Source organism: Sphingomonas sp. 8AM (assembly GCF_902506455.1).
Taxonomy (GTDB): domain Bacteria; phylum Pseudomonadota; class Alphaproteobacteria; order Sphingomonadales; family Sphingomonadaceae; genus Sphingomonas.
This window is the reverse complement of the sequence record NZ_LR733844.1, coordinates 693,153-713,562: the sequence shown is the minus strand read 5'-3', so window position 1 is coordinate 713,562 and position 20,410 is coordinate 693,153. Positions and strand designations below refer to the sequence as shown.

Genomic DNA, 20,410 nt, shown 5'->3' with positions numbered 1-20,410 from the left:
CGCGTGTTCAAGGGGTTGAAGCCGATCGTCTATGCAGGCCGCGAGGTCTGGCCGCTGGTGGAAGGGGGCAAGGGCGTTGCCGCCACCAATCACGCTTCCGCGGGCGCCTGGGCGGCGGCGGGCGGGATCGGCACGGTCTCGGCGGTCAATGCGGACAGCTACGATCCCGACGGCAAGATCATCCCGCAGATCTATCGCGCGCTGACCCGGCGCGAACGCCACGAGGAGCTGATCGCCTATGCGATCGAGGGCGCGGTGCAGCAGGTGCAGCGCGCGTGGGAGATCGCGGGCGGCAAGGGCGCGATCAACATCAACGTGCTGTGGGAAATGGGCGGCGCGCCGCGCGTGCTGCACGGCGTGCTGGAGCGGACGCGCGGGCTGGTGGCGGGCGTCACCTGCGGCGCGGGGATGCCGTACAAGCTCAGCGAGATCGCGGCGTCGTACAACGTCAATTACCTGCCGATCGTCAGCTCCGGCCGTGCGTTCCGCGCGCTGTGGAAGCGCGCCTATTCCAAGGCGAGCGAGTGGCTGGCGGCGGTCGTCTACGAGGACCCGTGGCTGGCGGGCGGGCACAACGGCCTGTCGAACGCCGAGGACCCGCTGAAGCCCGAGGACCCGTATCCCCGCGTCAAGGCGCTGCGCGAGACGATGCGCGAGGGCGGCATCCCGGATACCACGCCGATCATCATGGCGGGCGGCGTCTGGTACCTGCGCGATTGGAACGAGTGGATCGACAACCCCGAACTCGGCCAGATCGCCTTCCAGTACGGCACGCGCCCGCTGCTGACGCAGGAAAGCCCGATCCCTGAGGAGTGGAAGGCCAAGCTGACGCAGATCGAGGAAGGCGAGGTGCTGCTGCACCGCTTCTCGCCGACCGGTTTCTATTCGTCGGCGGTCCGCAATCCGTTCCTGCGCTCGCTCGAAGCACGGTCGGAGCGGCAGATCGCGTTTTCGACCCAGGAAGCGGGCGACCATGTCTTCCAGCTCGACGTCGGGGTGAAGGGCAAGAACTTCTGGGTGACGCGCAACGACCTGCTGCGCGCGCGCGAATGGTTCGGCGCGGGCTTCACGGACGCGCTAAAGACGCCGGACAACACGCTCGTCTTCGTGACGCCGCAGGAAAAGGCCGAGATCCGCAAGGATCAGGCCGATTGCATGGGCTGCCTCAGCCAGTGCCTGTTCTCGAGCTGGGCGGATACCGAGACCAACTCGACCGGGCGGCTCGCCGATCCGCGCAGCTTCTGCATCCAAAAGACGCTGCAGGACATCGCACACGGCGGCGACACCGATGCGAACCTGATGTTCGCGGGCCACGCTGCCTATAACTTCAAGCGCGATCCGTTCTATTCCAATGGCTTCGTGCCGACGGTGAAGCAACTCGTCGATCGCATCCTGACCGGCGACTGATGTTCGACGCGGCGTTGGCGCAGGTGGCGGCAGCGCTGCGCCCGGCGCGCGATCCGTGGTGGGTGATCGGCAGTGCGGCGGTGCGGCTGCATGGGGCGGAGACGTCGGTTGACGACATCGACGTGCTGGTGAGTGCGCGCGATGCGACGCGGCTGCTCGGCGATTGGCCGGGCGCGGTGACGATCGGCGCGGCGAGCGACCGCTTCCGCTCGCACCCGTTCGCACGACTGGACGGTGCGGCCTTGCCGATCGAGGTGATGGCCGATCTCGAACTGTGCACCGATGGCGTGTGGCGGCGGGTGTCGCCAGCCACGCGGGTGGCACTCGCGGGCGTGTTCGTGCCGGGTCGCGACGAACTCGGCGCGATCCTGCGCGCGTTCGGGCGCGACAAGGACCTTGCGCGGGCGGGATTGCTTGAGCCGCCGGACGCCAATTTGGCCCGACGTTGATGCGCGGGGTGGCATCGGGAACGACAGTCTCCCGCCCGCGCTGCCACTCGCACCGTCGCTCGGCGCTGCTATAGGCCGGTGATGCGCAGCCAAGTGTCTCGACGTCATCTGCTGGTCGGCGGCGCGCTCGCGCTGACCGGAACCGCTCCGCGCCCGTCGACCGAGGACGCGCTTGCCGCGCTCGAACGTCGCGCCGGTGGCCGGTTGGGCGTCTGTATCGTCGATACGGCTCGAGGAACGACGACCGGCTGGCGACAGGACGAGCGCTTCACCCAGGCCAGTTCGTTCAAACTGTCGCTGGCCGCGATGATCCTCGCCGAAGCGGACGGTGGCCGGCTTGGGTTGGGCGAGAGGCTCGGCTGGTCGGCGGGCGACATCCTCCCGCACAGCCCGATCACGGCCGCGAGCGCCGCGATGACCTTGCCGATCCGCGAGCTGGCGCGCGCCGCCGTTGTGACCAGCGACAATATCGCCGCCAACGTCCTGCTGCGCAAGATCGGCGGGCCGGCGCGGCTGACCGCGTTCTGGCGGGCGATCGGCGATCGGATCAGCCGGCTCGACCGCTACGAGCCGGCGCTGAACGTGACCCCGCCGGGTACCGTGCTCGACACGACGACCCCGGCCGCAATGGCGGCGACCGTGTCCCGGATCGTGCGCGGCGACGTGCTGCGACCGGCGAGCCGCGCGCTGCTGGTCGAGTGGATGGTTGCGGCGGACACCGGGCGCAACCGGCTGCGCGCTGGCTTCCCGGCAGGCTGGCACGCGGGCGACAAGACCGGGACCGGCGGTGGCGCGCGGCGGCCGATCTATGTCGACCTCGCCTTCGGTGGACCACGCGGTCGCGCGCCATTGATCGTCGCGGTCTATTACAAGCCGGTCGGTACCGCATCGGCGGCTGGCGCGGAGGCGGTGTTGGCGGCCGTGGGGCGGATTGCCGCGGGCAGCGTGGCCTAGCCTGAAGGCCAATCGTCGGTGTTGCTCTTTGCCGCGCTCATGGGATGACGATGGCGATCAGGCACACCGGAACGTGCGCACGCTCCCGCGCCGCGACAGGCGACATTCGCGAACCGGCTGGGTCACCGGCACCATAACCGACCCGCCGGCGGCATAGCCGCACCGGACGTTGAGCGAGCGCCCGGCGCGATAGACGCCCTCCACCCGCCACACCTGCACCGTCGTTCGATTCAGACGGCGTGTCGCATCGGGGGCGAGCACGGCATTGTCGGCGGTCGGGCCGTCGTAGATATCGACATTATGGAGCGGCGCGCCGCCGCGATGCGCGGGGCAGGTCGCGCTCATCGCCGCCGCCATCGCCACGATCCCGATCATCGCTCTTCCCCCCACACGAAACGGCGCGCCGCCCGGCCGGGCGACGCGCCATCATCATAGCGCGATGCGTGCTTCGCGTCAGTCGACCACGGTACCCACGACGGCGCCGCCGACGCCGCCGACCGCCGCGCCCTTCTCGACGTTGCCGCCGGTCGCCGCAGCGACACCCGCGCCGCCCGCGCCGCCGATCGCCGCGCCGCGCAGCGTCGAACAGGCCGAGGTCGATACCGCCGCGGCGACGAGCAGGGCGGAGAGTGCGATCTTTTTCATTAGTTTATTTCCTGTGTTACGCGATGCGGCGTCAATGCGGCGCCCGCGGCACGGTTCCGGGCGGACATGCTTCGTCACCGGCCGGAAGAAATCGCGCTGCGACACAAATTGCGGCGCGGCAATGCGGTCGACATCCGTCCGCAACGTCGTGCTCCCACGCCAGACGGGCCATGACGGAGAGCCCGATGTCCCACGATCGTCACGCCACCTATCACGCCGAACGCGCCCGCAGCGAAGCTGTCCGCGCGATCGGTGCCAGCAGCACTGACGCCGCCGCCATCCATCAGGAGCTATGTCTGCGCTATAGCGGACGTGTGATTGCCGCGCTCATCCTCGGCGCGGTGGGGAAGGGGATGGACTGACTTTCGTCGCCTCGCCGTTGATCCGGCGCTCCGCTTTTCTCCGCTGTCGAGAAGAAGCTGGGCGCCGGATCAGGTCCGGGGCGACGGCGTGAGGGCGAACGTTACGCCCAGCCTTCGAGCACCTGATCGGGCGGCCGGTGGCCGTCGGCCCACATGCGGATATTGGCGATCACCTTCTCGCCAGACGCGACGCGCCCCTCCCAGGTCGCCGATCCCATATGCGGCGTCATCACGACGTTCGGCAGCGCGAGCAGCCGCGGGTCGATCTCGGGCTCGTGCCGCCAGACGTCGAGGCCGGCGCCGGCGAGCCGCCCGCTTTCGAGCGCGTCGACCAGCGCATTCTCGTCCAAAATCCCGCCGCGGCTGGCGTTGATGACATAGACGTGCGGGCGCAGCAGCGCGATGCGGCGCGCGTCGATCAACTCGCGGCTGTCGCTGTTGAGCGGCGTGTGGATCGTCAGGATGTCGATCGCACCCAGCAGTTCGTCGAGATTCGGGTGCCAGACCGCGTTCAGCTCCGCCTCGACCACCTTCGGCAGCCGGTGGCGATTGTGGTAGTGGATCGACAGCCCGAATGCGCGCGCGCGCCGGGCCACCGCCTGTCCGATGCGGCCCATGCCGACGATCCCCAGCGCCTTGCCGCCGATCCGGTAGCCGAGCATCCCGCCGGGGCTCCAGCCCTTCCACTCGCCGGAGCGGACCAGCTTCTCGCCCTCCGCCAGCCGCCGCGGTACCGAGACGATCAGCGCCATCGTCATGTCGGCGGTATCCTCGGTCAGCACGCCGGGGGTGTTGGTGACGATGATCCCGCGCGCGCGGGCCGCCGTCAGGTCGATATGGTTCACGCCCGCGCCGTAATTGGCGATCAGCCGCAGTCGCGGGCCGGCGCCTTGTATCAACCCGGCATCGATCGTGTCGGTGACGGCAGGCACCAGCACATCGCATGCCGCCATCGCCGCGGCGAGCGCGTCGCGCGAGAGCGGCACGTCGTCGGCATTGCCGGTCACGTCGAACAACTCGTCCAGCCGCTGCATCACGACGTCGGGCAGCGCCCGCGTCACGATCACCTTGGGATGGGCGCAGCGTCGCGTATCGGCCATGCGCCGGGATTGGCGAAGCCGCGGGCGTGCGTCAACGGTTGATGCGGCAGGGTCCGCATGGCTAGAGGGTGGATGTGAACAGGGACCTTCTTACGATCGTGGCGGGCGCGGCGGCGCTGGTGCTGCTCGCCCCCATGCCCGCCGCGGCGGCCAGCGAGGCGAAGACACCGCCGTTCGTCGGCTCGATCGCCGCCTCGCGCGCGCGGATGCGTACCGGGCCGGGGCGCAACTTTCCGGCGAGCTGGATCTATGTCCGCGCCGATCTGCCGGTGCGCGTGCTGGAAGCGTTCAAGGAATGGCGCCGCGTCGAGGACCCGGACGGCACACAGGGCTGGATGCTCAACGCGCTGCTCAGCAGCCGTCGCACCGCGATCGTGCGCGGGACCGAGCCGGCCGAGCTGCGCGACCGGCCCGGCGGGCCGACGATCGTGTGGCGGGTGCAGCCGGGTGTCGTCGGGCGCGTCACGCGCTGTGGCAACGGCTGGTGCCGGTTCGACGTGAAGGGGCAGGCGGGGTTCATCCAGACCGACCGCATCTGGGGTGTCGAGCCGACGGAGCAATTGCCATGACCTTCACGCTCGACGGCTTCGATCTGGACGCGTTCGTCGCCGCGACGCTCGCCGAGGATGTGGGGGTGGTGGGAGACGTCACCTCCGCCGCGGTAATCCCCGCCGACGCGCGGTTCGAGGCGGTGATGGACAGCCGCGACGCGATCACCGTTTGCGGGCTGGAGATCGCGGCGGCATTCTTCCGGCATCTCGATCCCGGCGCAGAGGTCGTCTCGCTGGTGCAGGACGGCGACCGTGTCGCGCCGGGCACCGCGCTGATGCGCATCACCGGCAATGCCCGCGCGCTGCTGACCGCCGAGCGGTCGGCGCTCAACACCGTTCAGCACCTGTCGGGCATCGCGACGCTGACCGCCGCCTATGTCGACGCGATCGCGGGGAGCGGGGCGACGCTGCTCGACACGCGCAAGACGATCCCCGGTCTGCGGCGGATCGAGAAATACGCGACCCGCACCGGCGGCGCGCAGAACCATCGCATGGGGCTGTGGGACGCGGCGATGATCAAGGACAATCATGTCGCGGTGGCGGGCGGGGTCGGCCCGGCGGCGGCGCTGGCGAAGGCCGCCGGGATCGCGACCATCATCGTCGAGGTCGACCGGATCGACCAGATCGAGCCGGCCATCGCGGCGGGCGCGACGCACCTCTTGCTCGACAACATGGGGCCGGACATGCTGCGCACGGCGGTGACGATCGTCGCGGGTCGCGTGCCGACCGAGGCGTCGGGCGGGGTCACGCTGGAGACGATCGGGGCGATCGCGCGCAGCGGCGTGCGCTACGTCAGCGTCGGGCGGATCACCCAGTCGGCTCCCGCCGCCGACATCGGGCTGGACTTTGCAGAGCTATGAGCGAGCGCAGGAAGAAGACGGCCACGCCGGTGGCGAAGAAGTCGCCGCTGGCGTATTTCGGGGCGGACGGCCGGCCGCCGTCGATCGTACGGTTCGAGCGGCTGTATCTGGCGTCCTTCGTCATGTCGCTGATCGGCTGGGCGTTCAGTTGGCAGCAGACCGCCGACCGGCTGGCGATCGATCCCAAGACCGCGAGCTATACCTGGCTGTTGCCGGCCGCGTTGCTGCTGAGCTGCGCGATCACGCTGGCGCTCTGGTATCTGGTGGCGCGCCAGGCGAGCCTCGCCGCCAAGTGGGTGGTGACGATCCTGACCGGGCTGGCGGCGGTGCGCTTCGCGATTAATTTGATGGTGGTGGCGAAGGGCAAGGTGCCGGTGACGGCGCTGTTGCTGTCGGCGGCGATCCTGATCCTCAGCGTCGCAGCGGTGGTGCATTTGTTCAGGCCGGACGCGCAGCTTTGGTTCGGCGAGGGGCTGGAGCCCGAGGAAGACGACGCATGACGATCATGACGAAGCGCGCGGCGATGGTGGGTGCGCTGATGGCGGTGGCGGCGCCCGGCGTCGCGGCGGCGCAGGCGCTGTCGTGTGCGATCCCCACGGAGCTGCCGCGCCCCCACCCTGACCTGCCGACCGCCAGCCAGCCGGCGCGACGGCTGCCGATCGGCAGCTACACGCTCGCGATCAGCTGGAGCCCCGAATATTGCCGCACCAGCGGCGACCGGCCGAACGCGCGCTTCCAGTGTGGAGGCAGCAACCGCTTTGGCTTCGTGCTGCACGGATTGTGGCCGGACGGGATCGGCAAGGACTGGCCGCAATATTGCCGGGCGACGCCGATCCTGTCGCGGCAGGTGATCCGCCGCCACGTCTGCACCACACCATCGCCGCAGCTGCTCCAGCACGAATGGTCCAAGCACGGCACCTGTATGGCCGGCTACACGCCGGAGCGTTATTTTTCCAAATCGAACGCGATGTTCCATGCGTTGCGCTTCCCCGACATGGCGCGGCTGGCGCAGACGCCGCTGACCGCCGGGCGACTGGCGGCGGCGATCGCTGCCGCCAACCCGGGGCTGCGCGCGGACATGATGCGCGTGACGGGTACAAAGGGCGGAGCGCTTGACGAGGTGTGGCTGTGCACCGACAAGAGCTTCCGCTATGCGCGCTGCCCGGCGCATCAGGGCGGCCTCGACCCGGCGGCGCGAATTACGATCACCCCGCTGCGGTAAGGCCGCGTGTTCGCGGACGTTTCGCGGCGGTCGCTGACGATTGATTCATCGCTGTATTGCGATACCAGCTGTGGCAGGATTGGGGGCGCGCTGGTCCTTTGATCGCGCCGCGGCGTCGACACGATCAGCGCGTCGGACCGATCCCGCCGGCTCTCGTAGAGCGCGTACTCGTCGGGTTCGCGGCGGGAGCTACATCTGTAGCAAACCCGCCGGGCGGATCAGCTCTCGTCGCCCATGCGCAGCGCCGCGATGAAGGCTTCCTGCGGGATGCTGACGCTGCCGTACTCGCGCATCTTCAGCTTGCCCTTCTTCTGCTTGTCCAGCAGCTTGCGCTTACGGGTTGCGTCACCGCCGTAGCATTTGGCGGTAACGTCCTTGCGCATCGCGCTGATCGTCTCGCGCGCGATCACCTTGCCGCCGATCGCCGCCTGGATCGGAATCTTGAACAAATGGCGCGGGATCAGTTCCTTGAGCCGCTCGCACATGCCGCGCCCGCGCGTTTCCGCAGTGCCGCGGTGGACGATCATCGACAGCGCGTCGACCGGCTCCTCGTTGACGAGGATGCTCATCTTGACGAGGTCGCCTTCGCGATAGCCGATCTGGTGATAGTCGAAACTGGCATAGCCCTTCGACAGCGACTTCAGCCGGTCGTAGAAATCGAACACCACTTCGTTGAGCGGCAGTTCATACGTCGCCTGCGCGCGTCCGCCGACATAGGTAAGGTTCTTCTGGATACCGCGGCGATCCTGACACAATTTCAGGATGCTGCCGAGATATTCGTCGGGCACGTAGATCACCGCCTCGATCCACGGCTCGCTGATCGACTCGATCTTGTTGGGATCGGGCATGTCGGCGGGATTGTGGAGGTCGATCTGACCCGCGCCGTGTGACAATTCAATCTGGTAGACGACGCTCGGCGCGGTGGTGATGAGGTCGAGATCGTATTCGCGCGTCAGCCGCTCCTGGATGATCTCCAGATGCAGCAGCCCGAGAAAGCCGCAGCGGAAGCCGAAGCCGAGCGCCGCGGAGGTTTCCATCTCGAAACTGAACGACGCGTCATTGAGCCGCAGCCTCGAGATGCTCTCACGAAGCTTCTCGAAGTCGTTGGCATCGACGGGAAATAGCCCGCAGAACACGACCGGCTGGACTTCCTTGAACCCCGGCAGCGCTTCGGTGGCAGGGCGCTTGGCGTCGGTCAGCGTGTCACCGACGCGGGCCTGCGCGACGTCCTTGATCTGGGCGGTGATGAAGCCGATTTCGCCGGGTCCGAGGTCGGTCAGTTGCTCGATTTTCGGGCGGAAACAGCCGACGCGGTCGATCAGGTGCGTCGTTCCGGCCTGCATGAACGTGACTTGCTGCCCCTTGCGGAGCGTCCCGTCCACCACCCGGATCAAAATCATGACGCCCAAATACGGATCGTACCACGAATCGACCAGCATCGCCTTGAGCGGTGCATCCGCGTCGCCCTTGGGAGCAGGAATTTTGCGGACGATCGCCTCGAGGATGTCGGGGATGCCGATCCCCGACTTCGCGCTGGCGAGGACCGCGTCGGACGCGTCGATGCCGATCACGTCCTCGATCTCGGCGCGGACCTTTTCGGGCTCCGCGGCGGGGAGGTCGATCTTGTTGATGACCGGCACGATCTCGTGATCGTGCTCGATCGACTGATAGACGTTGGCGAGCGTCTGCGCCTCGACGCCCTGCGCCGCGTCGACGACCAGCAACGCGCCCTCGCACGCCGCCAGCGACCGCGACACTTCATAGGCGAAGTCGACGTGGCCGGGCGTGTCCATCAGGTTGAGCGTATAGGTCTCGCCATCGTTCGCCTTGTAGGACAGGCGGACGGTCTGCGCCTTGATGGTGATCCCGCGCTCTTTCTCGATGTCCATATTGTCGAGCACCTGCTCGCTCATCTCGCGGTCGGTGAGCCCGCCGGTCGCTTGGATCAGGCGATCGGCAAGTGTCGACTTGCCGTGATCGATGTGAGCGATGATCGAGAAATTGCGGATCGTGTTGAGCGGGGTCGTCATATCCTCGCGCGACTAGCGCAGCATTGGCGCAAGCGATAGGGGGGCGGCGATTTCCTGCGCACCGCACGCTCCGCCATCCCGCGCGATCGGCGACTTTTTCGCTACACATTCGCCGGGTAGACGGATCAGTCTGGCGGGTAACTCACGTGATTGAAATACAACTCGAGCTTCTCCGCTCGATACGCTAGCGTTACGGTCAAAGTGCACGTTTTTGGGGTGGGACGACGATGAAGCAGCATGTGTTTCGCGCAGCGGCGCTGGCCGTGGCGCTTTCCTGGTGCGGGACCCCCGCAGGGGCGCAGTTCGGCGGACTCAAACTTGGCGATCTTGCGAAACGGGCAGGCATCTCCATGCCGAGCCTGCGTAAGGAGCCGATCTCGACCAGTCTGCCCGATGCGCGCTGGGGCGACCCCACGCAGGACAATTTCACGCCTCCGTCTCCCAAGCGGGAGCTGACCCAGCTGCAGCGAACCGGCAACGGCGGCTTCCTGCTTCAGGCCGGCTATTATCGCTTCCACGATCAAAGCTACTGCCTGCACGCGGGGACGCACGGGCCAGGCGGCGGAGACGGGTACCTCTATGCGCCGCCGCTTGGTGCCGCCAGGGATGCGGTGATCACGATCGTTCGCGGCTCGGTCCAGCATCCCGAGATCGACCAGCATGTCATCCAGGCGTTGCTCTGGGCGATCCTGTCGCGGGCCAAGATCGAGGATCTGTCGGGCGAGCAAAAGATTGCCGCGTCGCAGCTGCTGACGCCGCGGCAACTCGCCGGGCTGAACCGCAACGTCGTGGACATGCTGTCGTCAGGGCCGATCGCGGACAATCTGCCGCGCGAAGTCAGGACCGTCATGCAGGCGGAAGCCGACCTGCGGCGGATGCTGACCACGCCCGGGACCAGCTTCGGCGAGCTGGAGCGCGTCGCCGTGCTCGCCGGCATGGCACCGGCCGGTCCGGGGAGCATCGCTGTGCCGACCGGTCGCTGGAGCCACCATCCCGACGGCTATTGGATCCGCTACCTTCCCAACAGCTACTCGAACACCGTGGTCGAACTCTGGGTGCCCGAAGGTTCGCCGGGGATCGGGAAGGAATATGATCCGGCGACCCATATTGCGGTGCCCGGCAACACATCGCGGCAGCGACTGATCCAGTCCGGCCGTCCCTACCGGGCCGAGTGAGTCCGGCCGGTCCGGCGACGCTCGTTGTCGCGCGCCTGAGCCATGCCGACGGCATCAACCCGGGCGGCGGCTACAGCGCCGCACGGATCGCGGTGAGGGCGTTGAGATAGCGACGCGAGCCGTCGCCCTGGATCAGCACCCACGGCACGCCACGGCGCTCCAGCTCGCGGCGCGACAGGTCGAAGAAGCGCTCGCGTTCGCGCTGCGAGCCGAACAGGCGGGTGCCGTCCTCGACCCACGGCAGGTCGATGTCGAACAGCAGGTAGAGGTCGGCGGTGCCCTGCCAGCGGTCGAACCACGGATCGCGTCGTCCGAACATCATGTCCGCCCACACCGCGCTCATCAGCGGATCGGTATCGAGGATCACGGGCCGCGCGCCGCTGTCGACCGCCTTGCGCGCCTTGGCGTCCTGCGTCTGCGCGATCACGACAAGGTCGGACATGGTCAGATCGGTGCCATAGGTCTCGCAATAGGTCCGCCCGAACTCGGCCACGCAGACCGAGTCGAATTGCTGCGCCAGCCGCGGCGCCATCGTCGACTTGCCGGTACTCTCCGGCCCGTGAAGGCAAACGGTGCGCAAGGTCATGCCGGCACCATCCGCCAGCCGCTGCCGAGCGCGCGGCGCCAGTCGATCAGGCCCCAGACCGCGAGCGCGAGATAGATGAGGTAGAGCGCGGCGAAGGGATAGAGGCCCTTGGCGAGATACAGCGGCACCGAGGCGAGATCGACGGCGATCCACAGCCACCAATTCTCGATCGCGCGCCGTGCCATCAGCAGTTGCGCCGCAACGCTGGCGGCGGCGATGCCGGCGTCCCACCACGGCAGCGCGGCGTCGGTCAGCCGGTGCATCGCGCTGCCCCATGCCAGCCAGCACAGCGTGATCCCGATGACCCACGCGGCGCGGGCGCGGGTGTCGAGCGAGCGGACCGGGACATCGCCGGTGCGTGCCTGCGCGCGCCGCCAGTTGAGCCAGCCGTACAAATTGGCGGCGGCGAAGAAGAGCTGGAGCAGCGCGTCCGAATATAGTCGGGCGCGGAACACCACGAGGCCGAGCAGCGCGACCGAGACGATCGCGGTCGGGAAGGTCCAGATGCTGCGCCGCGCGGCCAGCGCGACACAGGCGATCCCGAGGGCGGTGGCGATCCATTCGGCAAGCGACATCGCCGCGAAACCTAGCCGCGCGCTTCGCGTAACAACAGCGGTGATTCCCCGCTTGCGCTCCGAAATTCCGCTGATATAAGCCGCGCCCTGTCGACGGTACATCCGACCGGCACCCTGGTCGGGGAATAGCTCAGCCTGGTAGAGCACTGCCTTCGGGAGGCAGGGGCCGGAGGTTCGAATCCTCTTTCCCCGACCATTTATCCGCCGCGGCCGCGCGGCACCATTCTTCCGCTGATGCGTAATGACCGCTCACCTTCAGGAGCGTGTTTCCGATGAGCGGACCCCGGTTATTCCAGCCACTTGCAATTGGCGGCCTGACGCTCGCCAACCGCATCGTCATCGCGCCGATGTGCCAATATTCAGCGGTCGACGGTGGCATGACCGACTGGCACACGATCCATCTCGGCCATCTCGCGCTGTCGGGCGCGGGCGTGCTGACGATCGAGGCGACCGCTGTCGAGCCGATCGGGCGGATCAGCTATGGCGACGTCGGGCTGTGGGACGATGCGACCGAGGCCGCGATGGCGCGCGTGCTCGAATCGGTACGGCGTCACTCGGATATGCCGGTCGCGATCCAGCTGGGCCATGCCGGCCGCAAGGCGTCGACCGACCTGCCGTGGAAAGGTGAGCGGCAGATCCCGGCCAGCGATCCGCATGGTTGGGAGACGGTCGCGCCGTCGGCATTGCCCTATGATCCCAAGAACCCCGCGCCGGTGGCACTCGACCGCGCGGGGCTGGCGCGCATCCGCGACGCGTTTGCCGAGTCGGCGAAACGGTCGGCGCGGCTCGGGCTCGACCTGATCCAGATCCATGCCGCGCACGGCTATCTGCTCCACCAGTTCCTGTCGCCGCTCTCCAACCATCGCGAAGATGAATATGGCGGGTCGCTGGAGAACCGGATGCGCTTTCCGCTGGAGGTGTATGACGCAGTGCGCGCGGCGTTCCCGGCGGAGCGGCCGGTGACGGTGCGCGTGTCGGGGAGCGACTGGGTCGAGGGCGGCTGGGATGCCGAGCAGACCGTCGCCTTCGCCAAGGCGCTGGAGGCGCGCGGGTGTGCGGCGATCCACGTGTCGAGCGGCGGGCTCGATCCGCGGCAGGAAATTCCGGTCGGGCCGAGCTATCAGGTGCCGCTGGCACGCGCGGTGAAGCAGGCGGTGTCGATCCCGGTCGTCGCGGTCGGGCTCATCACCGAGCCGCAGCAGGCCGAGGCGATCGTCGCGACCGGCGAGGCCGATCTGATCGCGCTGGCGCGGACGATCCTCTACGATCCCCGCTGGCCGTGGCACGCCGCCGCCGAGCTGGGCGCGCGGGTGAAGGCACCCGACCAGTACCTCCGCTCGCAGCCACGCCAGTACAAGCACCTGTTCGACATTAGCGGTTCAGGGGAGGATTGAGGGCGGCGCGATTGTCTTCGCGGGGGGCGGGTGCCATGAGCATTGCCATGCGCTTCCTGCTTTCGCTGCTCGCCCTTGTACTGATGGCTGGACCCGCGGCTGCGCAGGAGCGCGCGCCGTTGGTGCTGGCGGCGGCGAGCATGCAGGAGGCGCTGACCGACGCGGGTGATGCGTGGGTCGAGGCGGGGCATGAGCGGCCGCGCTTGTCGTTCGCGGCGTCGTCGGCACTCGCGCGGCAGATCGCGGCAGGCGGGCGGGCCGATCTGTTCGTCTCCGCCGACGCCGACTGGATGGATGATGTCGCGGGGCGCGGGCTGGTCGTGGCGGGGACGCGCGCGGTGCTGGTGCGCAACCGGTTGGTGGTGGTGTCGCGGCCCGGGTTGCCGCGCGTCGTCGCGACCAAGGGCGCGGCGCTTGGCAAGCTGCTGGGTAGCGGGGCGCTGGCGATGGCCGATCCCGACAGCGTGCCGGCAGGCAAATATGGCCGCGAGGCGCTGACCCGGCTGGGTGCATGGGAGGCGGTCGCGCCGCATGTGGTGCGGGCGGAGAATGTGCGGGCGGCGCTGGCGCTCGTCGCGCGCGGGGCGGCGCCGTACGGGATCGTCTATGCGACCGACGCGCGCGCCGCGACGGGCGTGCAGGTGGCGGGCGTGTTCCCGCCGCGCAGCCATGCGCCGATCGTCTATCCGATCGCGCGGCTGACCGCCGGGGCGAGCCCGGAGGCGGAGGGTTTCCGCCGTTTCCTGCTGTCGCGCGGCGGGCAGGCGATCCTCGCGCGGCGCGGTTTCACGACGCGTTGAGCGAGCTGCTGCCGATCGTCCGCCTGACCCTGCTGGTCGGCGGCACCGCGACGCTGGGCGCGCTGCCGGTCGCGTTCGCGCTGGCGTGGGTGCTGGCGCGGTGGCGGTTTCCGGGCAAGGTGCTGCTCGACGGGCTGGTGCATCTGCCTTTGGTGGTGCCGCCGGTTGTCACGGGCTGGGTGCTGCTGCTCGCCTTTGCGCCGGCCGGGCCGATCGGGCGCGTGCTGGAGGCTGGATTCGGGGTCAGCGTGCTGTTCCGCTGGACCGGCGCGGCGATCGCGGCGGGGGTGATGGCGCTGCCGCTGATGGTGCGCGCGATGCGGCTGTCGATCGAGGCGGTCGACCGGCGGCTGGAGCAGGCGGCGCGTACCCTGGGTGCGACGCGCTGGCGGGCCTATGCGACCGTGACGCTGCCGCTGGCTGCGCCGGGGATTGCGGCGGCGCTGGTGCTCGGACTGGCGCGTGCGATCGGCGAGTTCGGGGCGACGATCACTTTCGTGTCGAACGTGCCGGGCGAGACGCAGACCTTGCCGCTCGCCATCTATGCCGCGCTCCAGCGGCCGGGCGGCGAGAGCGAGGTGTGGCGGCTGGCGGCGGTGTCGGTGGCGCTGTCGCTGGTGGCGCTGATCGTGTCGGAGGCGCTGGTGCGGCGCGCGGGGCGGGGCGTGCATGTCCTTTGACGTCGATGTGGCGGCGCGGCGCGGCGAGGCGATGGTCGGCGCGCGCTTCGTCGCGGGCGACGGGCTGACGGTACTGGTCGGCGCGTCGGGGGTGGGGAAGACCAGCCTGCTCGATATGATCGCCGGCTTGCTGCGCCCGGTGCGCGGGCATGTGCGGGTCGGCGGGCGGACGTTGTTCGATGCCGACGCTGGGGTCGATTTCCCGCCGGAGCAGCGGCGTGCGGGCTATGTGTTTCAGGATGCGCGGCTGTTTCCGCATCGGCGTGTGCAGGCGAATTTGCTTTACGGCGCGCGCGATGCCGCGCGGCTGGCCGAGGTGGCGGCGACTTTGGACATCGCGCCGTTGCTGCGGCGCTGGCCGCGGACCCTGTCGGGGGGCGAAACGCGGCGGGTGGCGATCGGGCGGGCGTTGCTGAGCGAGCCGGCGTTTCTGTTGCTCGACGAGCCGCTGTCGTCGCTCGACCCCGCGCGGCGCGAGGAGGCGATGCGCGCGATCGAGCGGGTGCGCGATGCGCGCGCGGTGCCGATCCTGATGGTGACGCATGATGCCGCCGAGGCCGAGCGGCTTGGGGATCGGGTGATTACGATCGGGTAGGGCGTTTGTCCGTCATTGCGAGCGCAGCGAAGCAAGCCAGGGTCGGACCAGGACGCCCTGGATTGCTTCGCTACGCTCACAATGACGAGTAGGTTAGCGCAGGCAGGCGTCCAGTCCGGACCGCCGCACGATCCCGACATAGCGCGTGATCTGGTTGCCGCGGCGGCGGACGAAACCAGTCGGGGCGACCGCCTCCCGCTTCTTCGGCAGCGGCAGGACGGCGGCGATCCGCGCTGCCTCGACCGGGCTGAGCGTCGCGGCGCTGTGGTGGAAGTAGCGTTGCGACGCCGCCTCCGCGCCATAGGTGCCGATCCCGGTTTCGGCGATGTTGAGATAGACTTCCATGATCCGCTTCTTGCCCCAGATCGTCTCGATCAGGAGCGTGAACCACGCCTCCAGCGCCTTGCGGAGATAGCCGCCGCCCTGAAAGAGAAAGGCGTTCTTGGCAGTCTGCTGGCTGATCGTCGAGCCGCCGCGGATCCGCTGGCCCCCGGCATTGTGCGCCGCCGCTCCGGCGATCGCGCGCCAGTCGAAGCCGTGGTGGCTGCAGAAGCGCGCATCCTCGCCCGCGATCGCGGCGCGCGGCATGTCGGGGTCGATCCGCGACAGCGGCGTCCAGTCCTTGGTCACCGAATGACCGCCGACGAGGTCGCCCATCATCGTCATCGTGAAGGGAACGGGCACGATCGCGTACACGCCGACCCAGACGAGCGACAGCACGACGAAGCCGAGGACGATCTTGATGAGCAGGCGCAGCGCAGTGAACATGCGCTGCGTCGTACCGGCACCGGGCGGGGTCGCTCAACCCCCCGCCGGTGCCGCATCGCAGATCAGGCGGTCAGCATCCGCTTGTCGCCCGCCAGCCGCATCATCGCGCGCTGGAGCTTCTCGAACGCGCGCACCTCAATCTGGCGGACGCGCTCACGCGAGACGCCATAGACCTGGCTGAGTTCTTCCAGCGTCTTGGGATCGTCGGTCAGCCGCCGCTCGGTCAGGATGTGCTTCTCGCGATCGTTGAGATCGCCCATCGCATCCATGAGCATGTCGTGGCGGACATCCTTCTCCTGCTGGTCGGCGACGACGCTGTCCTGAAGCGGTGCATCGTCCTGCAACCAGTCCTGCCACTGACCCTCGCCATCCTCGCGCATCGAGACGTTGAGCGATGTGTCGCCGCCCATCGCCATGCGGCGGTTCATGCTGACCACATCTGCCTCGGTCACGCCGAGATCGGTGGCGATCTTCTGGACGTTCTCGGGCGTCAGGTCGCCGTCCTCGAACGCATCGAGGCGCGCCTTCATCCGGCGAAGGTTGAAGAACAATTTCTTCTGCGCCGCGGTGGTGCCCATCTTCACGAGGCTCCACGAGCGCAGGATGAATTCCTGGATCGAGGCGCGAATCCACCACATCGCATAGGTGGCGAGGCGGAAGCCGCGATCGGGCTCGAACTTCTTCACGCCCTGCATCAGGCCGATGTTGCCCTCCGAAATCAGCTCGCTGACCGGCAGGCCATAGCCGCGATAGCCCATCGCGATCTTGGCGACGAGCCGCAGGTGGCTGGTGACGAGCTGCGCCGCGGCGTCGGTATCGCCATGCTCCTGAAAGCGCTTGGCGAGCATATATTCCTGCTCGGGCGCCAGGATCGGAAACTTCTTGATCTCCGACAGGTAGCGATTGAGGCTCTGCTCCCCGCCGAGCGCAGGAATCGTCGCGGGGACGTTGCTGCGGGTTGCCATGATCCTAAGTCTCCCTTCCTTGCGGAATACGCGCGACGTGCCCGCTGGCGACGCCGACCCGCGTTCCGTTTCTATACGATAAGCTGACTGAACAGTTCCTGCATGTCCGAAGGCATCGCGCTGTCGAAACCCAGCGTTTCGCCGGTGATCGGATGCACGAACCCCAGATGCGCGGCATGAAGCGCCTGTCGGCGGAAATTCAGCGTGTCCAGCACCTGCTTGTGAGCATGTTTTGTTCTACCATAGACCGGGTCGCCCAGCAAGGCGTGGCCGATCGACGCCATATGGACGCGCACCTGATGCGTGCGCCCGGTTTCGAGCCGGCATTCGACCATCGTCGCCTCGCGGAGCGGCTCCAGCGTGCGGTAATGCGTCACCGCGCGCTTGCCACCCTGCACGATCGCGACTTTCTTGCGATTGGTGGGCGACCGCGCGAGCGGGGCGTCGACCGATCCTGCCGCCGGCATCGGGCGCCCGCCGACGATCGCGCGATAGCGGCGGTCGATGCTGTGCGCGGCGAATTGTTTTGCGAGGCCTTCGTGGGTGCGATCGGTCTTGGCCGCGACCATCAGCCCGGACGTGTCCTTGTCGATCCGGTGGACGATCCCCGGCCGCGCGACCCCGCCGATGCCCGACAGCGATCCCTGACAATGGTGAAGCAGCGCGTTGACCAAGGTCCCGTCGAAATTACCGGCGGCGGGGTGGACGACCAGCCCGGCGGGCTTGTCAATGACGATCAGATGCTCGTCCTCGAAGGCGATGACGAGCGGAATGTCCTGCGCCTCGTTATGCGCGGGGGCGGGGGCAGGAACGGCGACCGCGAACTGTTCGCCGCCACGCGCCTTGCGCGAGGGGTCGCGCATCGCGGTGTCGCCCTGCGTGACCTGCCCGGCGTTGATGAGCACCTTCAGCCGTTCGCGCGACAGTGTCGGGACCGCATCGGCGAGCGCACGGTCCACCCGCCAGCCGTCCGCTGCCGGTGCGATCGTCGCTTCGAGAATGATGACCCCCCGGTCCATTGCTTGCTAAATGGCGATGATGGTCAAGATTACAATCGCCCAGCGCCGCGAGCTGTGTGCCATGGCCGCCGCCACGCCGCACGAGATCTGCGGGCTGTTGCTCGGCGACGGCGACATCGTCACGCGGCTGGTGCCGTGCCGGAATGTCGCCGCCGACCCGGCCATCCGGTTCGAGATCGACCCGGCGGCGCTGATCGCGGCGCATCGCGCGGCGAGGGGAGGAAGCGACCGGATCATCGGTCATTATCATTCGCATCCGTCGGGCGTTGCGGCGCCATCCCCGCGCGACGCCGCCGATGCCGCGCCGGACGGGTGCATCTGGCTGATCGTCGCGGGCGCGGTGGTGACCGGGTGGCGGGCGGTGGCCGGCGGTGCGATGCACGGGCGGTTCGATCCGCTACCGGTGGAGGTAAGCGGTTGCACAGGCTCCGGCGACTCGCCACAAGGCCGTAACGCCATCCCGCCGAGGTAGCCTTACCGATGACCATCAGCCCGGTCGATTTCGCTTCGTTGCTCTGCTCGCGGCTGTGCCACGACCTGCTCTCGCCGGTCGGCGCGCTCAACAACGGGCTGGAGCTGCTCAACGATGAGACCGACCCCGACATGCGCGCGCGCTGCCTCGAGCTGCTGAACGAAAGCGCGCGGACCTCGGCGAACAAACTCAAGTTCTTCCGGCTGGCATTCGGCGCAGCGGGCGGGTTCGGCGAGCGGGTCGACGTGCGGGAGGCGCGACAGGCGGTCGAGGCGCTGCTCGGCGACAACAAGCGGCTGAACCTGCAGTGGATGGTCGAGGCGACCGAGCTGCCCAAGACCGCGGTAAAGGTGCTGCTCAACCTCGCGCTGATCGCGGGCGACACGCTGGTGCGCGGCGGCACGGTGACGATCGGCACCGAGGAAGGCGCCGAGACCACCGAAATCGTGCTGCGCGCCGAGGGACCGCGGATCGTGCTCGACCCCGATCTGCGGACGACGCTGACCGACGGCCCTGCCGACGACAGCGCGGTCGCGCCGCGCGCGGCGGCGGCGTTCCTCGTCCACGAGCTGGTCAAGGAGGCTGGCGGATCGGTGGTGGTCAGCGAGCCGGTCGACGGCGCGCTGCTGTTCGGCGCGGCGCTGCCGAACCGGTAAGTCTTCGTGCAAGGCTAACCCGATCTGGCGAACCTCGCGATGAGTTGATTGACGTCCCACGGTAACGTTGACGAAGTATATCGTCGATTAACCAACGGATTAGTTTGTGTCTGGCCTAGAATAGGATGTGCATCCGCTTGGGGGGTGTATGTTCTGTTATGAGGCGAGTTATGACGCGAAGAACGATGACCGCGGTGGCGCTGATACTGATGCTCAGCGGGTGCGGCAGTGATGAAAACGGGGCGCAGCTTTCGTCTGCCGGCGCGGCCGGCACCGGAACTGCCGCGGTCGCGCCGACGCCAACGCCGACGCCGGCGGCGCCGTCCTATACCTACGAGAAGGCCGCTAATCTCAAGGTCGATCGTACCTTCACCGGTTACGACCGGTTTTCGTCGACCGGAACCGACGGGAAATTCACCACGGTCGAATTCAGCTCTTCCGACACTGCCGTGACGAGCTGGGGAAAGGCCGAATCGAAAATAACCTTCGCCGATAGCGCCGACCTGCCGGACGGCGGGGTGTATTCTTTCCCCAACATTAGCGCCGGCACCGGGCTGCGCATTGAAACCACAACCCGGCTGGTGGCGCTGGAGCTGCCCGACAAGTTGCCTGACTACCAGTATTTCACGTTCGCCGAATATGGCGATAGCAGCAAGTACCGGTCGTTTGTCATCGGCTCTCCGACGAACCCAGCGGAACTGAACGGCATCGCGAAGCTGACTTATAGTGCGATGATCAATGAGGAAGAGAAGAAGGCCGGCGCGAAGCCTGCGTCGCTGACCGTCGATCTGGCGAAGAGCGTGGTCTCGGGAACCGTCCCGATGTTCGACGACGGCGATGCACTGGACATGACGCTTACCGGTACGATCGATGCGGCCAAGCATATCAAGGGCACGCTGCAAAGTGTGGACGGCAAGCTGACCGGCGAATACCGCGGGCGGCCGTTCGGCCCCGGTGGCAAGGAGCTGGCACTGGTGATCGTGCTGAAGGAAGCGGACGGTACGCTCCAGCAGGCCCATCTCACCGCCTCGCTCCAGCAGTAACGAAGGACCGTGCGGCACTCCTCCAGCGGGGCGGTGCCGCGCTCCCCTCAGTAAAGACCCTTTTAACTGCTGACATGCCATGCCGTCCGTAGCGACACGACG

General features: G+C 68.0%; 25 protein-coding genes and 1 tRNA gene. 17 read left to right on the top strand and 9 right to left on the bottom strand.

Annotation, left to right across the window (positions count from 1 at the left end):
- Positions 1-3: 3 nt before the first annotated feature.
- The 3 genes from BACI71_RS03660 (at position 4) to bla (ending at position 2,810) form a co-directional block, all read left to right on the top strand.
- A complete protein-coding gene (locus BACI71_RS03660; RefSeq protein ID WP_159755182.1) occupies positions 4-1,407 on the top strand; it encodes an NAD(P)H-dependent flavin oxidoreductase in 1,404 nt (467 codons plus the stop codon).
- On the top strand, positions 1,407-1,856 hold the full coding sequence (locus BACI71_RS03655) for a hypothetical protein (RefSeq protein ID WP_236552796.1): 450 nt from the start codon (positions 1,407-1,409) through the stop codon (positions 1,854-1,856). Before BACI71_RS03660 ends, BACI71_RS03655 begins: the two co-directional genes overlap by 1 nt.
- Positions 1,857-1,949: 93 nt before the next feature.
- Entirely contained in the window at positions 1,950-2,810 is an 861-nt protein-coding gene (gene bla, locus BACI71_RS03650) for a class A beta-lactamase (RefSeq protein WP_236552795.1), read from the top strand.
- Between the two features lie 57 nt (positions 2,811-2,867).
- Here bla and BACI71_RS03645 read toward each other — a convergent pair whose 3' ends face one another.
- Positions 2,868-3,185: an STY0301 family protein gene (locus tag BACI71_RS03645; RefSeq protein WP_159755176.1), complete on the bottom strand. Its 318-nt coding sequence runs from the start codon at positions 3,183-3,185 to the stop codon at positions 2,868-2,870.
- Positions 3,186-3,263: 78 nt separating this feature from the next.
- Positions 3,264-3,455 (bottom strand): hypothetical protein, encoded by a 192-nt coding sequence (locus tag BACI71_RS03640; protein ID WP_028965436.1) that lies wholly within the window; start codon positions 3,453-3,455, stop codon positions 3,264-3,266.
- 185 nt (positions 3,456-3,640) lie between these two features.
- Here BACI71_RS03640 and BACI71_RS03635 point away from each other — a divergent pair, with 185 nt between their 5' ends.
- On the top strand, positions 3,641-3,817 hold the full coding sequence (locus BACI71_RS03635) for a hypothetical protein (RefSeq protein WP_159755173.1): 177 nt from the start codon (positions 3,641-3,643) through the stop codon (positions 3,815-3,817).
- A gap of 101 nt (positions 3,818-3,918) precedes the next feature.
- Here BACI71_RS03635 and BACI71_RS03630 read toward each other — a convergent pair whose 3' ends face one another.
- A complete protein-coding gene (locus BACI71_RS03630) occupies positions 3,919-4,917 on the bottom strand; it encodes a 2-hydroxyacid dehydrogenase (RefSeq protein ID WP_159755170.1) in 999 nt (332 codons plus the stop codon).
- 74 nt (positions 4,918-4,991) lie between these two features.
- On the opposite strand from BACI71_RS03630, the gene BACI71_RS03625 reads away from it, so the two are divergent.
- Genes BACI71_RS03625 through BACI71_RS03610 form a run of 4 tightly spaced genes read left to right on the top strand, consistent with a single transcriptional unit; the run spans position 4,992 to position 7,550 of the window.
- Positions 4,992-5,486, top strand: coding sequence for an SH3 domain-containing protein (locus BACI71_RS03625; RefSeq protein ID WP_236552794.1), 495 nt, complete (start codon positions 4,992-4,994; stop codon positions 5,484-5,486).
- Complete coding sequence (gene nadC, locus BACI71_RS03620; RefSeq protein WP_201297283.1) at positions 5,483-6,328, top strand: carboxylating nicotinate-nucleotide diphosphorylase; 846 nt, start codon at positions 5,483-5,485, stop codon at positions 6,326-6,328. Before BACI71_RS03625 ends, nadC begins: the two co-directional genes overlap by 4 nt.
- The gene (locus BACI71_RS03615) at positions 6,325-6,828 is read left to right on the top strand and encodes a hypothetical protein (RefSeq protein ID WP_159755167.1); all 504 of its coding nucleotides are present in this window, start codon (positions 6,325-6,327) and stop codon (positions 6,826-6,828) included. The genes nadC and BACI71_RS03615 overlap by 4 nt, the downstream gene beginning before the upstream one ends.
- Positions 6,825-7,550, top strand: coding sequence for a ribonuclease T2 (locus BACI71_RS03610; RefSeq protein ID WP_443018446.1), 726 nt, complete (start codon positions 6,825-6,827; stop codon positions 7,548-7,550). The genes BACI71_RS03615 and BACI71_RS03610 overlap by 4 nt, the downstream gene beginning before the upstream one ends.
- A 218-nt stretch (positions 7,551-7,768) precedes the next feature.
- On the opposite strand, the gene lepA is transcribed toward BACI71_RS03610, so the two are convergent.
- The gene (lepA, locus tag BACI71_RS03605) at positions 7,769-9,580 is read right to left on the bottom strand and encodes a translation elongation factor 4 (RefSeq protein WP_159755164.1); all 1,812 of its coding nucleotides are present in this window, start codon (positions 9,578-9,580) and stop codon (positions 7,769-7,771) included.
- 350 nt (positions 9,581-9,930) lie between these two features.
- On the opposite strand from lepA, the gene BACI71_RS03600 reads away from it, so the two are divergent.
- On the top strand, positions 9,931-10,755 hold the full coding sequence (locus BACI71_RS03600; protein ID WP_159755161.1) for a hypothetical protein: 825 nt from the start codon (positions 9,931-9,933) through the stop codon (positions 10,753-10,755).
- Positions 10,756-10,825: 70 nt separating this feature from the next.
- Here BACI71_RS03600 and BACI71_RS03595 read toward each other — a convergent pair whose 3' ends face one another.
- Positions 10,826-11,341 carry an AAA family ATPase gene (locus tag BACI71_RS03595; protein WP_159755158.1) on the bottom strand — a complete coding sequence of 172 codons (516 nt, stop codon included), beginning with the start codon at positions 11,339-11,341 and terminating at the stop codon, positions 10,826-10,828.
- On the bottom strand, positions 11,338-11,916 hold the full coding sequence (pnuC, locus tag BACI71_RS03590; protein WP_159755154.1) for a nicotinamide riboside transporter PnuC: 579 nt from the start codon (positions 11,914-11,916) through the stop codon (positions 11,338-11,340). Before pnuC ends, BACI71_RS03595 begins: the two co-directional genes overlap by 4 nt.
- A 119-nt stretch (positions 11,917-12,035) precedes the next feature.
- On the opposite strand from pnuC, the gene BACI71_RS03585 reads away from it, so the two are divergent.
- The 5 genes from BACI71_RS03585 to BACI71_RS03565 all read left to right on the top strand — a co-directional run bounded on the left by BACI71_RS03585 (position 12,036) and on the right by BACI71_RS03565 (position 15,385).
- Positions 12,036-12,112 (top strand) — tRNA-Pro (locus BACI71_RS03585).
- 76 nt (positions 12,113-12,188) lie between these two features.
- Positions 12,189-13,310: an NADH:flavin oxidoreductase/NADH oxidase gene (locus BACI71_RS03580; RefSeq protein ID WP_159755151.1), complete on the top strand. Its 1,122-nt coding sequence runs from the start codon at positions 12,189-12,191 to the stop codon at positions 13,308-13,310.
- 35 nt (positions 13,311-13,345) lie between these two features.
- A complete protein-coding gene (modA, locus tag BACI71_RS03575) occupies positions 13,346-14,110 on the top strand; it encodes a molybdate ABC transporter substrate-binding protein (RefSeq protein ID WP_201297282.1) in 765 nt (254 codons plus the stop codon).
- Positions 14,107-14,790: a molybdate ABC transporter permease subunit gene (gene modB / locus BACI71_RS03570; RefSeq protein WP_159755148.1), complete on the top strand. Its 684-nt coding sequence runs from the start codon at positions 14,107-14,109 to the stop codon at positions 14,788-14,790. The genes modA and modB overlap by 4 nt, the downstream gene beginning before the upstream one ends.
- A complete protein-coding gene (locus tag BACI71_RS03565; protein ID WP_159755145.1) occupies positions 14,780-15,385 on the top strand; it encodes an ATP-binding cassette domain-containing protein in 606 nt (201 codons plus the stop codon). The genes modB and BACI71_RS03565 overlap by 11 nt, the downstream gene beginning before the upstream one ends.
- 93 nt (positions 15,386-15,478) lie before the next feature.
- Here BACI71_RS03565 and mtgA read toward each other — a convergent pair whose 3' ends face one another.
- From mtgA to BACI71_RS03550, 3 genes are all read right to left on the bottom strand, one after another.
- Positions 15,479-16,153, bottom strand: a complete 675-nt coding sequence (gene mtgA / locus BACI71_RS03560) for a monofunctional biosynthetic peptidoglycan transglycosylase (protein ID WP_159755142.1) — start codon at positions 16,151-16,153, stop codon at positions 15,479-15,481.
- 62 nt (positions 16,154-16,215) lie between these two features.
- Positions 16,216-17,118, bottom strand: a complete 903-nt coding sequence (gene rpoH / locus BACI71_RS03555; RefSeq protein ID WP_159755139.1) for an RNA polymerase sigma factor RpoH — start codon at positions 17,116-17,118, stop codon at positions 16,216-16,218.
- A 71-nt stretch (positions 17,119-17,189) separates the two neighbouring features.
- A complete protein-coding gene (locus BACI71_RS03550; RefSeq protein WP_159755136.1) occupies positions 17,190-18,137 on the bottom strand; it encodes an RluA family pseudouridine synthase in 948 nt (315 codons plus the stop codon).
- 16 nt (positions 18,138-18,153) lie between these two features.
- On the opposite strand from BACI71_RS03550, the gene BACI71_RS03545 reads away from it, so the two are divergent.
- The 3 genes from BACI71_RS03545 (at position 18,154) to BACI71_RS03535 (ending at position 20,308) form a co-directional block, all read left to right on the top strand.
- The gene (locus BACI71_RS03545; RefSeq protein ID WP_159760804.1) at positions 18,154-18,609 is read left to right on the top strand and encodes a Mov34/MPN/PAD-1 family protein; all 456 of its coding nucleotides are present in this window, start codon (positions 18,154-18,156) and stop codon (positions 18,607-18,609) included.
- Between the two features lie 8 nt (positions 18,610-18,617).
- On the top strand, positions 18,618-19,265 hold the full coding sequence (locus BACI71_RS03540; RefSeq protein ID WP_159755133.1) for a histidine phosphotransferase family protein: 648 nt from the start codon (positions 18,618-18,620) through the stop codon (positions 19,263-19,265).
- 185 nt (positions 19,266-19,450) lie between these two features.
- Positions 19,451-20,308, top strand: a complete 858-nt coding sequence (locus BACI71_RS03535; RefSeq protein ID WP_159755130.1) for a hypothetical protein — start codon at positions 19,451-19,453, stop codon at positions 20,306-20,308.
- The last annotated feature ends 102 nt before the right edge of the window (positions 20,309-20,410 follow it).

Coding starts and splice junctions, on each gene's coding strand:
- BACI71_RS03655 (WP_236552796.1), top strand. CDS start 1,407: ATGTTCGACGCGGCGTTGGCGCAGGTGGCGGCAGCGCTGCGCCCGGCG.
- BACI71_RS03645 (WP_159755176.1), bottom strand. CDS start 3,185: ATGATCGGGATCGTGGCGATGGCGGCGGCGATGAGCGCGACCTGCCCC.
- BACI71_RS03640 (WP_028965436.1), bottom strand. CDS start 3,455: ATGAAAAAGATCGCACTCTCCGCCCTGCTCGTCGCCGCGGCGGTATCG.
- BACI71_RS03635 (WP_159755173.1), top strand. CDS start 3,641: ATGTCCCACGATCGTCACGCCACCTATCACGCCGAACGCGCCCGCAGC.
- BACI71_RS03630 (WP_159755170.1), bottom strand. CDS start 4,917: ATGGCCGATACGCGACGCTGCGCCCATCCCAAGGTGATCGTGACGCGG.
- nadC (WP_201297283.1), top strand. CDS start 5,483: ATGACCTTCACGCTCGACGGCTTCGATCTGGACGCGTTCGTCGCCGCG.
- BACI71_RS03615 (WP_159755167.1), top strand. CDS start 6,325: ATGAGCGAGCGCAGGAAGAAGACGGCCACGCCGGTGGCGAAGAAGTCG.
- BACI71_RS03610 (WP_443018446.1), top strand. CDS start 6,825: ATGACGATCATGACGAAGCGCGCGGCGATGGTGGGTGCGCTGATGGCG.
- lepA (WP_159755164.1), bottom strand. CDS start 9,580: ATGACGACCCCGCTCAACACGATCCGCAATTTCTCGATCATCGCTCAC.
- BACI71_RS03600 (WP_159755161.1), top strand. CDS start 9,931: ATGCCGAGCCTGCGTAAGGAGCCGATCTCGACCAGTCTGCCCGATGCG.
- BACI71_RS03595 (WP_159755158.1), bottom strand. CDS start 11,341: ATGACCTTGCGCACCGTTTGCCTTCACGGGCCGGAGAGTACCGGCAAG.
- pnuC (WP_159755154.1), bottom strand. CDS start 11,916: ATGTCGCTTGCCGAATGGATCGCCACCGCCCTCGGGATCGCCTGTGTC.
- BACI71_RS03580 (WP_159755151.1), top strand. CDS start 12,189: ATGAGCGGACCCCGGTTATTCCAGCCACTTGCAATTGGCGGCCTGACG.
- modA (WP_201297282.1), top strand. CDS start 13,346: ATGAGCATTGCCATGCGCTTCCTGCTTTCGCTGCTCGCCCTTGTACTG.
- BACI71_RS03565 (WP_159755145.1), top strand. CDS start 14,780: ATGTCCTTTGACGTCGATGTGGCGGCGCGGCGCGGCGAGGCGATGGTC.
- mtgA (WP_159755142.1), bottom strand. CDS start 16,153: ATGTTCACTGCGCTGCGCCTGCTCATCAAGATCGTCCTCGGCTTCGTC.
- rpoH (WP_159755139.1), bottom strand. CDS start 17,118: ATGGCAACCCGCAGCAACGTCCCCGCGACGATTCCTGCGCTCGGCGGG.
- BACI71_RS03550 (WP_159755136.1), bottom strand. CDS start 18,137: ATGGACCGGGGGGTCATCATTCTCGAAGCGACGATCGCACCGGCAGCG.
- BACI71_RS03545 (WP_159760804.1), top strand. CDS start 18,154: ATGATGGTCAAGATTACAATCGCCCAGCGCCGCGAGCTGTGTGCCATG.
- BACI71_RS03540 (WP_159755133.1), top strand. CDS start 18,618: ATGACCATCAGCCCGGTCGATTTCGCTTCGTTGCTCTGCTCGCGGCTG.
- BACI71_RS03535 (WP_159755130.1), top strand. CDS start 19,451: ATGACCGCGGTGGCGCTGATACTGATGCTCAGCGGGTGCGGCAGTGAT.